12 protein-coding genes are annotated in these 14,026 nt (G+C 74.3%); 4 read left to right on the forward strand and 8 right to left on the reverse strand.

Features of this window, described 5'->3' with window-relative positions; genetic code table 11:
• Positions 1-16: 16 nt before the first annotated feature.
• Positions 17-1,225 carry a pyridoxal phosphate-dependent aminotransferase gene (locus SJY06_RS09210; RefSeq protein WP_380166812.1) on the forward strand — a complete coding sequence of 403 codons (1,209 nt, stop codon included), beginning with the start codon at positions 17-19 and terminating at the stop codon, positions 1,223-1,225.
• Positions 1,226-1,231: 6 nt separating this feature from the next.
• Here the strand turns inward: SJY06_RS09210 and SJY06_RS09215 are convergent, their stop codons facing one another.
• Positions 1,232-2,050 carry a carbon-nitrogen hydrolase family protein gene (locus tag SJY06_RS09215; protein ID WP_380166814.1) on the reverse strand — a complete coding sequence of 273 codons (819 nt, stop codon included), beginning with the start codon at positions 2,048-2,050 and terminating at the stop codon, positions 1,232-1,234.
• 107 nt (positions 2,051-2,157) lie between these two features.
• On the opposite strand from SJY06_RS09215, the gene SJY06_RS09220 reads away from it, so the two are divergent.
• Positions 2,158-2,733 (forward strand): NADPH-dependent FMN reductase, encoded by a 576-nt coding sequence (locus SJY06_RS09220; protein ID WP_380166816.1) that lies wholly within the window; start codon positions 2,158-2,160, stop codon positions 2,731-2,733.
• A 73-nt stretch (positions 2,734-2,806) separates the two neighbouring features.
• Here SJY06_RS09220 and SJY06_RS09225 read toward each other — a convergent pair whose 3' ends face one another.
• The 5 genes from SJY06_RS09225 to SJY06_RS09245 all read right to left on the reverse strand — a co-directional run bounded on the left by SJY06_RS09225 (position 2,807) and on the right by SJY06_RS09245 (position 6,857).
• Entirely contained in the window at positions 2,807-3,199 is a 393-nt protein-coding gene (locus tag SJY06_RS09225; RefSeq protein ID WP_380166818.1) for a hypothetical protein, read from the reverse strand.
• A 110-nt stretch (positions 3,200-3,309) separates the two neighbouring features.
• Entirely contained in the window at positions 3,310-4,041 is a 732-nt protein-coding gene (locus SJY06_RS09230; RefSeq protein ID WP_380166820.1) for a hypothetical protein, read from the reverse strand.
• 88 nt (positions 4,042-4,129) lie between these two features.
• Positions 4,130-5,311 carry an NAD(P)/FAD-dependent oxidoreductase gene (locus SJY06_RS09235; RefSeq protein WP_380166822.1) on the reverse strand — a complete coding sequence of 394 codons (1,182 nt, stop codon included), beginning with the start codon at positions 5,309-5,311 and terminating at the stop codon, positions 4,130-4,132.
• Positions 5,312-5,343: 32 nt separating this feature from the next.
• On the reverse strand, positions 5,344-6,240 hold the full coding sequence (locus SJY06_RS09240) for a hypothetical protein (RefSeq protein WP_380166824.1): 897 nt from the start codon (positions 6,238-6,240) through the stop codon (positions 5,344-5,346).
• Entirely contained in the window at positions 6,237-6,857 is a 621-nt protein-coding gene (locus SJY06_RS09245) for a DUF6318 family protein (RefSeq protein ID WP_380166826.1), read from the reverse strand. Before SJY06_RS09245 ends, SJY06_RS09240 begins: the two co-directional genes overlap by 4 nt.
• Positions 6,858-6,998: 141 nt before the next feature.
• Between SJY06_RS09245 and SJY06_RS09250 the strand changes: the two genes are divergently transcribed.
• Entirely contained in the window at positions 6,999-8,426 is a 1,428-nt protein-coding gene (locus tag SJY06_RS09250) for an FAD-binding oxidoreductase (protein WP_380166828.1), read from the forward strand.
• On the forward strand, positions 8,423-8,926 hold the full coding sequence (locus SJY06_RS09255; protein ID WP_380166830.1) for a hypothetical protein: 504 nt from the start codon (positions 8,423-8,425) through the stop codon (positions 8,924-8,926). The genes SJY06_RS09250 and SJY06_RS09255 overlap by 4 nt, the downstream gene beginning before the upstream one ends.
• Positions 8,927-8,976: 50 nt before the next feature.
• Here the strand turns inward: SJY06_RS09255 and SJY06_RS09260 are convergent, their stop codons facing one another.
• Together SJY06_RS09260 and SJY06_RS09265 are read right to left on the reverse strand one after the other, a co-directional pair.
• The gene (locus SJY06_RS09260) at positions 8,977-10,425 is read right to left on the reverse strand and encodes a DUF2252 domain-containing protein (RefSeq protein ID WP_380166832.1); all 1,449 of its coding nucleotides are present in this window, start codon (positions 10,423-10,425) and stop codon (positions 8,977-8,979) included.
• Positions 10,426-10,510: 85 nt separating this feature from the next.
• Positions 10,511-14,020: a phosphodiester glycosidase family protein gene (locus SJY06_RS09265; protein WP_380166834.1), complete on the reverse strand. Its 3,510-nt coding sequence runs from the start codon at positions 14,018-14,020 to the stop codon at positions 10,511-10,513.
• Positions 14,021-14,026: the final 6 nt, after the last annotated feature.

Below are 14,026 nucleotides of genomic sequence, written 5' to 3' on the forward strand. Positions count from 1 at the left end.
AAGTAGCCTCGCGGGCATGGCGACCGAGACGACGACCCCCCTGGTGGCCCGGATGCGCGGCTTCGGGACGACGATCTTCGCCGAGATGTCGGCCCTGGCCAACGCCACCGGCGCGGTCAACCTGGGTCAGGGCTTCCCGGACTTCGACGGGCCCGCCCCCATGCTGGCGGCCGCGGCCCAGGCCATCCGGGACGGCGTCAACCAGTACCCGCCGGGACCCGGGACGCCGCAGCTGCGGGAGGCGGTCGCCGCGCACCAGCAGCGCTTCTACGGCCTGGCCTACGACCCCGCCACGGAGGTGGTGGTCACGGCCGGGGCCACCGAGGCCGTGACCGCCGCGGTGCTGGCGCTGTGCGAGGCCGGTGACGAGGTCGTCGTGCTGGACCCGCTGTACGACTCCTACGCCGCGGCCGTCGCCCTGGCCGGGGCGGTGCTGCGGCCCGTGGCGCTGCGGCCGGGCCCGGACGGCCGGTTCGGCTTCGACGAGGCCGAGCTGCGCGCCGCGTTCACCCCGCGCACCCGGCTGCTGCTGCTCAACACCCCGCACAACCCCACCGGGACCGTGCTGAGCCGCGCCGAGCTGGGCCTGTTCGCGGAGCTGTGCCTGGCCCACGACGTGGTCGCGGTCACCGACGAGGTGTACGAGCACCTGGTGCTCGACTCCGTCGACGGGCTGGGCCACGTGCCGTTGGCCACGCTGCCGGGGATGCGCGAGCGGACGCTGCAGATCAGCTCCGCGGGCAAGACGTTCTCGTGCACGGGCTGGAAGATCGGCTGGGCCTGCGGCCCGGAGCCCGTGGTGCAGGCGCTCATGCGGGTCAAGCAGTACCTGACCTACACCAACGGCGCCCCGTTCCAGCCCGCGGTCGCGCTGGCCCTGGGCCTGGACGACGACTACTTCGACTCCTTCACCACCGGCATGCGGGCCAAGCGGGACCGGCTGCGGGTCGGGCTGGGGCAGGCGGGGCTCGGCGTGGAGGTGTCGCAGGGCACGTACTTCGTCGCCGCGGACATCCGGCCGTTGTTCGGCGGCACGTTGCCCGACGGGGTGGACGGGCTGTCGTTCTGCCGCTCGCTGCCCGAACGCTGCGGGGTGGTGGCGGTGCCGATGCAGGTCTTCTACGCCACGCCCGGCGAGGGCTGCCACCTGGTCCGGTTCACGTTCGGCAAGCGCGACGACGTGCTGGACGAGGCCGTGGACCGGTTGGCCGCACTCGCCGGCTGAGGGGCCTCAGCGCTCCGGCAGGCCCGCCTCCCGGGCTTGGCGGGCGTGGCGCAGGACGGGCAGCCGTTCCCGGACCGCCGTCACCTCCTCGGGGTCGAGGTCGGCCAGCAGCAGCCCGGGCGCGGCGCCGAGCCGCTCCCGGACCTCGCCCAGCGGGGACACCACGGTGCTGCGGCCGATGCCGCCGGCCGCGCCGTCGACCGGTTCCAGCCCGGCCGCCCGAGGTTCGGCCTGGTCGCAGGCCAGCAGGAACGAGGTGCTGTCCAGCGCACGGGCCCGCACCAGCAGGTCCCACTGCTCCGCCTTGCCGGGACCGTCGCCCCATGAGGCCGGGACGACGACGAGCTGGGCGCCGGCCTCGGCCAGCGCCGTGAACAGTGCCGGGAAGCGCAGGTCGTAGCAGGTGGCCAGGCCCACCCGCACGCCCGCGACGTCGACGGTCACCAGCCGGCGCCCGGGCTCGACTGTGTCGGACTCGCGCAGGCCGAAGGCGTCGAACAGGTGGATCTTGTCGTAGTGGGTGTCCAGGCCCGGTCCCGTGGCCAGCAGCGTGTTCCGCACCAGCCCGTCCGAGCCGGGCGTGAACATGCCGACCACCACGGCCAGGCCCGCCCGGCAGGCCAGGCGCCGCACCTCGCTCGCCCAGGGCCCGTCCAGCGGTTGCGCGACCGCAGCCAGCCGGCTGCCGAAGCGGGCCATCGTCGCCTCGGGCAGGACCAGCAGGTCCGCCCGCTGCTCCGTGGCCGACGCGACGGCCTCGGCGACCAGCCCGAGGGTCTGCTCGGGGTCGGAGGTGGAGGCGACCTGGCCCAGTGCGACCCGCATCCGGACACGGTAGGCCCGCGCCCCCTTTTGCGGGTCGTGGAGGCGTCGCGTACCATGGTGGTTCAACGTTCAACAATAGTGCCCGTCAGGGACGGTGCAGGAGCAGCATGACCAAGATCGCGATCGTCGTCGGAAGCACCCGTCCCGGACGCAACGGCGAGGCCGTCGCCCACTGGGTCCACGAGCTGGCTTCGACCCGTGACGACGCCACCTTCGAGCTGCTGGACGTCGCGGCCTTCGACCTGCCGCTGCTGGACGAGGCCGTGCCGGCCTCGATGGGCCAGTACTCCCAGCCGCACACGCAGAACTGGGCCGAGGCGGTCGCGTCCTTCGACGGCTACGTCTTCGTGACCCCGGAGTACAACCACGCCACCTCCGGTGCGCTGAAGAACGCCATCGACTTCGTCTACGCCGAGTGGAACAACAAGGCCGCTGGGTTCGTCGGCTACGGCAGCGCGGGCGGGGTCCGCGCCGTCGAGGGGCTGCGCCTGGTCATGGGCGAGCTGCAGGTCGCCGACGTCCGGTCCCAGGTCGCCCTGTCGCTGATGACGGACTTCAAGAACTTCAGCGAGTTCACCCCGGCCGACTACCACGAGGGCGTGCTCCACGGCATGCTCGACCAGGTCGTCGCCTGGGCCCAGGCGCTGGCGCCGCTGCGCGCCGAGGTGTCCGCCGCAGCCTGACCCGCTGCAGCCCGTCGGGGCCGCCGCTCAGCCTGTCGAGGTCCTCGACGGTCGGGTGGCGGCCCCGTCCTCGTCAGGGCCGTGATGGGCCCGGGCGCCTGAGCCACAGCCGCGACACCGGGCCGAACGCGGCGTGGGTGACCCGCGCCCACCACGGGGCGGCCGGCGGCAGGGGCACCCGCACGAAGGTGGCCCGCAGCCGCCAGGCGAGCAGACCGTCCTGCAGCGGCTGGTCGCCGACGACCACCGCCCCCGCAGGCACCCGCAGCCGGGTGAGGGGCTTGCGCGCCCGGGACCGCTGCCGCCAGCCGGTCGGCAGGACGGCGGCGGACACCACCCGCGCCGAGTTGGTCAGGACCAGGACGGGCTGGTCACCCCAGCGCTCGGCGAGCCGGACGACGCCGGCGTCCAGGTCGGTGGGACCGGTGCGCCAGGACGCGACGTAGGGCTCGACGTCGAGCACCACCAACGACGGACGTCGACGTGCACCGGCGTCGACCTCGTCCTGCCACCGCTGGACGGCGACCTCCTCGACCCGCCGGTGGGTCCGGTCGTGACCGCTCGGGCCGTCGCGGTTCAGGATGCGCGGAGCCGCTGGTCCATGCGGCGGTCGAACTCGGCCAGCAGCCGCACCACCTCGGGCCGCTCGAGGGCCTCCTGCACCTGGTCCGCGCCGGTGGCGACGGGGGCGGGCTTGGCCGGGTCCGCGTCGACACCGGCCTCGGCCGCCCGCTCCGCGTCGTCGGAGCCGAACCGTTCACGGGCGTAGCCGACGACGGCGTCGGTCAGGTCCTTGACGTGCCCCAACGCGTCGCTGACGGCGCCGCCCAGCAGCCTCAGGTCCATCTCGTCGACCACGGCCTCGAACGCGTCCCGGAGCCGGGCGGCCTCGAGGGCGAGCTCGCGATGGTCGGTCGTCGACAGGTGCCCGAGGGCCAGGCGCCGGTGGGTGGCCCGGCCCACGAGCAGGATCCGGCTGACGTCGGTGGGCACCCCGGTGACGGCCCCGGCCACGCGCGTCCACTTGCGGACGGGGAACAGCAGGAGCTTGCGGGGCACCGCGGTGATGCGGCGGAGCAGGCCCTGCCCGCGCTCGGCGTACAGCGGCTCGATGGCGGTGGCGGGATAGGTCCGGCCGTGGGCGCGCAGCGTCCGGGACACCGCGACGCGGGTCGCCCGCAGCGCCACGGCGTCGTCGAGGAACGGCACCGGCAGGAACCGGGTGGCGGCGCGGACCAGCGCGCAGGCGGTCCACTCGCGCACCAGCGCGGCGGAGGGCTCGGCGACGGTCTCGGTGTCAGGGGTCACGGTGTCGGGGGAGGGCCTGAGAGTCGTCATGAGATGGGTGATGTACCCCCCGCGGCCGGGATCAATCCGCCTGCCACTCGCGGGGCCGCTAGATGATGAAGGCCTCGCGGGGCACGACCTCGGTCGCGCCGAACCGTTCGGCGGACAGCGCGGTGACGTCGATCGCAGGCCGGCGTCGGGCGACCAGGTCCCGGACCACCTCGCCGACCGCCGGCGCCTGCAGGAACCCGTGGCCGGAGAAGCCGGTGGCGTACAGGAACCGGTCCACGTGCGCGGCCTCGCCGATGACGGCGTCGTGGTCGGGAGTCATCTCGTACAGGCCCGCCCAGCCGCGCGTGACGGGGACGTCGGCCAACGCCGGTGTGCAGACGCGGGCGGCGGAGCGCAGCAGCGGCAGCCACGACTCGTCGTAGGTCCGGTCGAAACCGGGCGCCTGGTGCGGGTCGGCGATGCCGAGCAGCAGGTCGGCGGCGGCGTCGCCGCCGGTGTCGTGGACGTAGAACGTCGACCCGAAGTCGATCGTGAACGGCAGCCGACCGGAGCCGGCCGGCCGCCGGACCGGTCCGGTGAACCCGATCTGGCGTCGGACCGGCTCCACGGGCAGGTGCACCCCGGCCATCGCGCCCACCGTGCGCGACCAGGCCCCGGCGCAGCAGACCACGGTGGTCGTCGCCACGGTCCCGCGCTGGGTCCGGACCCCGGTGAGGCGGCCGTCGGTGACGGCCAGGCCCATGACGGTCGTGCCCGTCGCGATGGTGGCGCCGAGCCGTCGGGCGGCCTCGGCGTACCCGGTCACGACGGCACCGGGGTAGGCCCAGCCGTCCTCGGGGGAGAAGGCCGCGGCCTCGTAGCGGCCCGGGTCGACGAACTGGTTGAGCCGGCATGCCTCCGCCATGTCGACGAGCCGGCTCGGCACCCCCTGCGCGTTCTGCATCGCCACGCTGTCGCGGAAAAGGTCGACGTCGGCCCGGGTCGGCAGCAGGAACAGGTAGCCCACCTGCTGCAGCCCGATGTCGTGGCCCGGTCGGCGGTCGAAGGTCTCGTAGGCGCGCAGGCTGCGGGCGCCCAGGGCGACGTTGAGCGGGTCGCTGAACTGGGCCCTCACCCCGCCGATCGGCTTGCCTGAGGACCCGGAGCCGAGCTCGTCGCGCTCGAGCAGCACGACGTCGGCGCCGTCCTCGGCCAGGTGGAACGCCACGGAGGTGCCGACGACGCCACCACCGATGACGACCACGTCGGCGCCCGACGGCAGTGCAGGTGGGGTTCCCACGCTCGTGAGTCTGCCCGGCGCCGGCCGAGACGTCAGCCCGTCAGCCGGTTGCTGGTGGTGAGGAGTTGGAGGGGGACGGGTTCGCTGGTGATGTCGGCGGTGCCGGTGATGTCGATGAAGGGTCCGCCGGCGACGGAGTAGGCGCCGGTGTAGGTGGTGGTGAGGCTGATGCCGACCTGGCCGGGTTGGTCGTACTCGTGCCAGGTGGTGAGCTCGGGGTAGGGGGCGCCGGGGTCGTCGGTGGTGAGGGGTTGGCTGCCGTCGCCGAAGTCCCAGGTGTAGGTGATGGGGGTGGCGCGGACCTGGACGGGGGTGCCGAGCAGGGTGATGTCGAAGGTCTGTTCGAGGGTGCTGTCGGGGTCGACGTAGACGTTGGTGCGGGCGTAGATGAGGGCTTCGCCGCCGCCGGGTTGGATGGCGGGTTGTCCGGCGGGCAGGGGTAGGGAGCGGAAGTCGGCGAGGGTGACGACGGGTACGGGGGCGGCCTCTTGTGCGGCGGGGTCGCCGGTGGCGGTGGGTAGGCAGAGGACGCCGTTGAGGGTCCAGCGTGGTCCGGGTCCGGGGATGGCTTCGATGCCGGTGATGGTGGTGGTGTAGCGGAAGAACTGGCGGGGTGCTTCGGGGCCGGCGGGGCAGAACTGGAACGACTCCTCGCACGCGGTGTTCACGGCGGGGTCGGTGGCGTAGGTGTTGCCGTTGCAGGAGTAGACGTACCGCTCCAGAGTGATCGGGCCCGTCGAAGCAGGCGCAGCATTCAGATCCGCTGACGCCGAACCGTTGCTCGGAGTGGCAAGCTGCTTGAGGACATAGCCGACCTCGAGGGAGTCGGGCGCGGTCTTCGAAGTGAAACGCCCATCACTCTCGACCTGTCCGCTCGGCACGGCCAATGCCACAGTCAGTGCCACCGCGACCGAGATCGGACCGATCACTGGATACCCCCAACTTGCCACTGATCATCGACGAAAACGACAACCATCGCGGACGCCAATTCCTCCGCGGTCATCTCCTCCGTCACACGTCCTTCAGCGTCCAGGACACGCCCGCTCGCAGCGTCGACGAATACGGCGAGTGTGACGCCGCCCTCCTCGAGCTGCGGGGGAACATCAACCTCGACGTCAATTCGGCCACCTTCGATGCGACCGCCACTCGCGTAAGCCTCCTCGGCTTGAACGGCGAAGTTCTCGCAGGTGCCACACGGTTCGACAAACGCCGCCCGCAACGCCTCCGTGTCGCCGGTAGCCGTCGCGTAGTTCAGGGTCTCGAACCACCACTCGGCGAAGGCGGCAGCGCCTTCGGGGGTCTCCTCGGTCGCCTCGGGCGGTAGCTCGGGGGCGACCAGGGCCTCGGCGGTGGCGGTGTCGGCGGTCTGTTCCGGGCTGGGCTCGGGGCTGGCGCTCGGGGCCGACTCGGTCGGCGAGGGCACGGGGGAGAAGCTGGGCGCCGTGGGGCCGTCGTCGGGCTCGCCGGTGCAGCCGCTCACGACCAGCGCCACGGCAGCAGCAACCGCCGCCCACCCCACGCGTGATGCCTGGTTCGTCCCCCGCACGGCGCGAGTCTAGGCAAACCGGGGCACCTGGCGGCAAGACCCTGTGGACAACTGGGGTCATGACCTGGCGCGCTTCGCTGCCCGGGGCGGGACCGCGGTCACCCCGGGCGATGTGTCCGGCTCGTCTGGTAGTCAAGGCCCATGGCGGTGCAGCAGCAGGCAGCAGGCGAGAGCCCGGCCACGACGGGCACGCCGGGTGACCTGGTGGCCGAGCTGGTCACGGCCGTGGGACCCGAGCAGGTCCTCACCGAGCCGGCCTCGGTCGAGCGCTACAGCCGTGACCAGGCGACGTGGGCCGGTCACGGGGTGCCGGCGGCGGTCGTCCGCCCTGGCACGGCCGAGCAGGTGCGCGACGTGGTCCGGGCCTGCCTGCGCCACGGCGCCCCCGTCGTGACCCGGGGAGCCGGCTCGGGTCTGGCGGGCGGGGCCAACGCCGTTACAGGGTGCGTCCTCGTCAGCACCGAGCGCATGACGTCCGTGCTCGAGGTGGACCCGCTGGAGCGCCTAGCCGTGGTGCAGCCGGGGCTGGTCAACGCGGACCTGCGGGCCGCCGTCGCCGGCCACGGGCTCTGGTACCCGCCCGACCCGGCCAGCGCCGAGTGGTCGACCGTCGGCGGCAACGTCGCCACCGACGCCGGCGGGCTGTGCTGCGTCAAGTACGGCGTCACGGGCGACTACGTGCTGGGCCTGCAGGTGGTGACCGGGACGGGGGAGCTGGTCCGGCTTGGCCGTCGCACCGCCAAGGGCGTGGCCGGCATGGACCTGACGTCGCTGTTCGTCGGGTCCGAGGGCACCCTGGGCGTCATCACCGAGGTGACGCTCCGGTTGCGGCCCGCCCGTCCGGCCGAGCACACGGTGGTCGGGTACTTCGACTCCGCCGTCGCCGCCGGTGAGGCCGTGGCCGCGGTCGCCGCGGCCGGGGTGGTGCCCTCGGCGATGGAGCTGATGGACCACGCCTGCCTGGTCGCCCTCGACGCGTGGAAGGCGATGGGCCTGTCCACCGAGGCGGACACGCTGCTGCTGGCCCGTACCGACTCGGTGGGTGAGCGGGGCGACCGCGAGGCCGAGCTCGTCCTGGACGCCTTCCGGGCGGCGGGCGCGACCTGGGCCGACCGCTCCGGCGACGAGGCCGAGGCCGAGGCCCTGTTCGAGGCGCGGCGGCTGGGCTACCAGGCGGTGGAACGACTCGGACCGGTCCTGACCGAGGACGTCTGCGTCCCTCTCGCGGCGCTGCCGCAGATGCTGGCGCGGGTGCAGGCCGCGGCCCAGGAGCACGACCTGACGATCGCCACCCTCGCCCACGCCGGCGACGGCAACCTGCACCCGCTCATCGTCGTGCCGGCCGGCGACGAGGCGGCCCGGGTCCGGGGCCAGGCCGCGTTCGACCGGGTGATGGCCGACGCGCTCGAGCTCGGCGGCACCGTGACCGGTGAGCACGGGGTGGGTCTGCTCAAACGCGACGGCCTCGCGGCGGAGCTGTCGCCGCCGGTGCTGGCCATGCAGCGCGCGGTCAAGCAGGCCCTGGACCCGCACGGGATCATGAACCCGGGCAAGGTCTGGGACGGGTGACCGCCGTCCGCGACCCGGGGTGGGTCACCGACGCCGACCTGCGCGCCCTGTTCGGCGACCGGCCGTTCACCGGTGACTGCGCCCACCACGAGCCCGTCGTGCTGCACGCCCGGCCCTACCCGTGCCTGCTGGGCGTCAACGGCGGGAGCGGCCTGGTGTCGCCCGACAACGACGACGGCGTGGCCCGACGGATGTGGCGGCTCGCGCGTGAGGCGGGCCTGTCTCGTGCGGCGGTCGTCGAGTGGAACGTCGTGCCGTGGACCGCCGGCGTGCCGCTGGGCCGCGCGGTCGCACGTCGGGTGCTCGACGGCTGGCTCGACTTGCTGCACCGCCCAGAGCGGGTCGTGCTGCTCGGGGCGCTGGCCCGGGAGTTCCGCAGCCAGGTGGAGGCGGCCCTGCCCCGCGCGGACGTGCGCCTGGCGCCCAGCCCCGGTCAGATGGCCCGCATCACGACACCCGACTTCGAGGAGCAGATCGTCCGGGCCCTAGGGGCGGCCTGACTCACGGCCGTCCGCCACCACCCCTCGCCGCCGGGGCGGACGCGTGCGTCTCAGACGCCGTGCTCGGCCGCGACCCGGCCGTCCCGCACGGCCGCCACCAGGGCGGCGTGGTCCTGCTCGGTCTGGTCGGCGTAGGCCCGGGCGAACCGGGTCATGGCCCGATCCAGCACCTCGCCCGGGCCGACGTAGCCCGCGATCATTGACGCGCCGCTGGTGCGGGCGTGGCCCTTGGCCAGCAGCCGGCCGCAGATGCCGACGTAGTCCGCGAACGCCGTGGCGCCGATGCTGTCCAGCGCCAGCGTGCCCTTCATGTTGCGGAACTGGCGGACGTAGAACTGCCGTCCCTCGACCGTGGTCCACCCCAGCAGCGGGTCGCTGACCGTCTGCAGCGCCTGCTGGTACTCCACGACCCGCTGGCCCTGGTGGGAGTGCCAGGCGGAGTCACCGTGCACGAACGGCGCGACCACGGAGCGCCGGGCCTGCTTGAGCTGCAGGAACAGCACGTCGTCGGGGCTGCTGCCCTCGCACAGCGCGACGTAGGCGCGCAGCCCGACGCTGCCCACCCCGACGACCTTGTGGGCCATGTCCAGCACGGTGTAGCCGCCGAGCAGCCGACGCCAGTGCGGGGCCAGCGTGGTCAGGTACTCGTCCAGCCCGATGGCCAGGGCCTCGGCGTGGGCGGGGTCGAGCCGCGTGGTCAGCGGCGGTTCCTCGACGATGCGGCGGGTGCCGGCGTGCTCCTCGGTGAACTTGGGCAGGGCGCGGTCGCTGGTCTTGGTGCGGGCCCGCCCGGCGGCCCGGTCGATGGCCCGCGCGAGCTCGGGGTTCGCGGTGGCGGCCAGCAGGTGCTGCAGGTCGAGCCGCTCGAAGGACCGGTCGACCAGCGGCATCTCGGCCAGGTGGCGGACCTGCTCGCGGTAGGCGGCCGAGGCCGACGCCACCGCGGTCGCGCAGTCGTCCTCGCTGTGGCCGTTCTGCCGTCCGGCCACCCAGGTGCTCGCGCACAGCCGGCGCAGGTCCCACTCCCACGGACCGGGGTGGGCCTCGTCGAAGTCGTTGAGGTCGAGCACCAGCTCGCGCTCCGGCGAGCCGTAGAAGCCGAAGTTGCCGACGTGGCTGTCGCCGCAGATCACCGGGGTGATGCCCGTGGCCGGCAGGCCGGCGCAGTCCGCGGCCATGACGATCGCGCTGCCCCGCAGGAACCCGTACGGCGAGGCGACCATCCGGCCCACCCGGACCGGGACGAGCCAGCTCTCGCGGCCCTCGTGGGACTGCTGGACCAGCCGGACCGGGTCGATCCGGTCCGTGGGCGGGTCCCACACGCCCAACGCCGAGCGCTTGACCGAGCCGCGCAGCGCCTTGCCCATGGCGTGGCGCTCGGCCCGCGGCGTGGGCCGGTCCCGCAGCGTCAGGTACGGCTGGGCCGGGGCGTCGGCGTGCACGACGTGGGACGACGGGGTCGCCCCGGCGCCGCGTCGCTCGTCCTGCTCGGCCGCCACGGGGGCACCGTAGCCGCCCGCCCGGCGTGCCGGGGGCGGCAGCGGGGGTCGCGGTCGTCCGCCCGCGACCCCCGCCGCCACCGCCTCACCCGGTGACGGTGACCGGGATCTCGAGCTCGCCGGTGCCCGTGCGGACGGTCAGCGACCCGGTGCCCGCGCGCAGCCCGACCAGCTCGCCGGTGGCCGGGTCGTAGCTGGCCACGGCGCGGCGCGGGGCGCGCTGCCCGTCGCGCACGACGTGGACGCCGTCACCGGCCCACGACACCGACATCGGCCAGCCCACGGGGACCACCCGTCCGCCCGGCTGGGTGAGCGTGGCCAGCAGCTCGTCCGACGTCCCCACCGCGACCTGGCCGTCCCCGACAGAGGCCATCGAGTCGGTCACGGGGTTGACGTCGGCGAGCAGCCAGTCGGCGGCGTCGTGGTCGACGCCCAGCTCCACCCAGCCGGTGAACCCGCCGTCACCGGGCGCCGTCGAGGCGTCCTTGGCGGTGTTGCCGACCACCAGGTACTCCGAGCCGTCGGCGCGGGTCGCGTCGAACGTGCCCGCGTGCCCGGCGACGTAGGCCGCGTCCTTGCCGGAGTCGGCCTCGAACTCCGCCAGCCACTGCTGCAGCATCGCGGCCTCGAGCCGGTCGGCCAGCTGGCTGTTCTTGGCGGGACCCGGGTCGTCGACCGGGTGGTGGGCCATGACGACCACGTTGTCCACGTCCGGGTCGGTGACGGCGTCGTCCAGGGAGTCCCGCAGCTCGACCAGCTGGGAGTAGTCCGAGCCGCGCAGCGTGCCGAACGCGCTGTTCAGCAGCACGAACCGGGTGCCCCGGTGGTCGAACGTGCGGCGGGTCTCGCCGAACGCGTCGACGAACTCGTCGATCCGGCTCGTGCCCAGGACCTCGTGGTTGCCGGGGGAGTAGTGGACGGGGAACGCGTCGCCGACCTCCTCGGCCAGGATCCGCTGCGCCAGGGCGAAGTCGGCCGGGTACGACGTGTCGACGAAGTCACCGTTGATGACGAGGAACTCCGGGTCGGTGGCGACGATCTCGCGCAGCACCCGGCGGGTGTCGCGCACGATCGCCCCGTCCGCCCCGGCGGCCGTGAACTGCGCGTCGTTCATGACGGCGAACGTCCACCGGTCGTCGTGGTCCTCACCGGTGACGACGGAGTCGAAGGAGTCCGCACCCGCGTCCTCGCTGCCGAGCACGATGCGGTCCTGCGGCTGGTCGGTGGCGGGGACGTCGACGGACTGCGCGACGTCGACGGCCAGGTCGTCGACGGCGATGCTGCCGGTGTAGCGCTCGGCGCCTACGGTCTCCACGGGGTACACCTGGCGCAGGGTCAGCGGGTACTGCACGCCGGCCGGGACGGCCGCACTCACGGTGCGCCAGCCGGTCCAGCCGACGCCGGTCGCCTGCTCGGTCAGGTTGAGCGTGTAGCTGGTGCCCGCCGCGTCGCGCACGACGGCGCGGAACCAGGCGCCCTGCCCGTCCCCGTCGACGCTCAGCCGCAGCCGGCGCGGCTCGCCGGGCAGCGGCAGGGCCAGGCCCGGGGCGTTGACGTACGCGGCCCGCGTGGAGCGGGTGCCGGTGAAGTCGTAGTCCAGCCGCAGCGCGCTCGCAGCCGTGCCGTCGCTACCGGTGGTGCTGCTCAGCCGAGGGCCGGGGGCACCGACCTCGCTGGCGTACCAGCCACCCACGCCGCCGCCGAAGGCGAAGTCCTCGACCTCGATCGTGGCCAGGCCGGTGGTGACGGGCACGTAGGTGACGACGTCGCCGACGCGGACGGTCAGCACCGTCGCCTCGCCGCCCGTGGTGGCGGTGACGGCGTACCCGACGCCGTCGGCGGTGACGTCGACGACGTCGTCGGCCGCGCTGACCTCGACGTCCACCGGGTCGACGGGGGCGCGGAAGCCGTCGGCGTCGTAGCCGACGACGACCATGCGGGTGCTCTGCCCGGCGTCCTCGAGCGCGACGGTGCCGGGCTCCACGGCCAGGCGCTCCAGCTCACCCAGCACCCGGACCTCGCTGGTCGCGCGGACGGCGCCGGTGCCGCGGCCCGCGGTGGCGACGACCTGGGTGGTGCCGGTGCGGCGCCCGGCGATTAGCGCGTGGCCGTCGGCGTCCTGGCGGACCGAGGCGGTCTGCGTGCGGTCGCTGGTCCAGCGGACGGTGGCCGGGGCGGGGCCGAACGTCTCGTCGTGCGGGGTGCCGGACAGTCGCCGGGTCAGGCCCGGGAAGACCCGGTCCAGGCCGTCGGACAGGCCCACCGCGTCGTCGGCCGCACCGGGGGTCACGGCGTCGACCGGCGCGATCCGGATCCCCGCCGGCCGCCCGCTGCCGGCCGCGGTGGTCAGGCCGAGACCGTTCGCGTCGGCGCGCAGCGCCCCGTCGGACGGGTCGTTGACCAGCGTCGGGTCGGCGTCACCGGCGGAGCGGGCGAGCATGGTGCTGGACCCGCCGCCGTCCAGGTTGAGGCCGTCGTTGGCGCCCGCGTGCCGCAGCAGCTCGCCGGTCTCGCGGATGGTGGTGCCGCGGGAGTCCGACTGGCGGCCGTCCACGACGAGCAGGTACATCGTCTCGCCGTCGTCACCGAACCCGATGGCCGTGCGCGGCGCCAGCTCGGTGTCGTTCAGCGTGCTCGGCACGACGCCGTCCCGGACCAGGACGTCGCCGCCGGCCAGCGCGACCCGCATCTGCGCGTCGCCGCGCAGGTCGAGAGCGTAGGAGACCGGGTCACCGGCCTGCAGCTGCGCCAGCGGGGCGGCGGTCGCGCCCCGGCCGAGCAGCAGGTAGCCGTCGTCGGGGATGGTGGCCGCCGCCAGCTCCGACGTGACCGACACGACGGTGCCCGCCGACGCTGTGCCGGAGACCGAGACGAACGTGGCGGCCTGACCGCCCAGGGCGTACGTCAGGTCGGCCTCGTCGCCCCACTCCGGCGTGTAGACGGCGACGCCCGCGCTCAGGCCCTGCTGGTTGAGCCCGGCCAGGGCGTGCTCGGTGCCGCCGGCGGTGACGGTGCCGGCCAGCACCAGGCTCGCCAGCGAGCCCAGGCCGTCGGTGGTGAGCCCGGCGTGGTTGGTGCGGCCCGGGTCGGGGCCCTTACGGACCTCGCCGTCGCGGACCTCGCCGCCGAGCGCCGCGCCGGAGGCGCTGATGTGGAAGAAGTCGCCGTTGACGGCGGCCACGCTGCCGGTGCCCGCGGCCATCTCCGGCACGGTGGCGGTGTCGGCGACGGTGTCGGGGGTCAGCAGCTCCAGGTTGTTGGCGCCGTCGGCCAGGTCGACCGTCAGCAGGTCCACGTCGAGCCAGCCCCGCGCGTCCAGCAGCCGGGCCGAGGTCCGCTCGACCCCGGGCGCGACGTCGGTTGAGCTGCTGCTCACCGTGATCCGTTCGCCGGCCAGGCGCTCGACCTGGGTCAGCGGCTCGGAACGGTCGGAGCTCGCGGCGGGGCGCTGCTCGGCGGTCGGGCTCGGCGCCTCGGAGGTGGTGGCCGCGACGGGGCCGGCGGTGCCGAGGGCGAGCGGCAGGGCGAGCGCCGCCGCGGCGACGGCGAGCGGACGGGGGAGCGGGGGCCTGCTGGGCCGGGTGCGTGTACTCACGTGCCC

Origin of the sequence: Jannaschia sp. R86511, from assembly GCF_042466345.1 — a bacterium.
Classification (GTDB): domain Bacteria; phylum Actinomycetota; class Actinomycetes; order Actinomycetales; family JBBAYJ01; genus Aquipuribacter.

What these genes read in the sequence shown, in the direction of transcription:
- SJY06_RS09220 (WP_380166816.1), top strand. Translation starts at nt 2,158, where the DNA reads ATGACCAAGATCGCGATCGTCGTCGGAAGCACCCGTCCCGGACGCAAC.
- SJY06_RS09250 (WP_380166828.1), top strand. Translation starts at nt 6,999, where the DNA reads ATGGCGGTGCAGCAGCAGGCAGCAGGCGAGAGCCCGGCCACGACGGGC.
- SJY06_RS09210 (WP_380166812.1), top strand. Translation starts at nt 17, where the DNA reads ATGGCGACCGAGACGACGACCCCCCTGGTGGCCCGGATGCGCGGCTTC.
- SJY06_RS09215 (WP_380166814.1), bottom strand. Translation starts at nt 2,050, where the DNA reads ATGCGGGTCGCACTGGGCCAGGTCGCCTCCACCTCCGACCCCGAGCAG.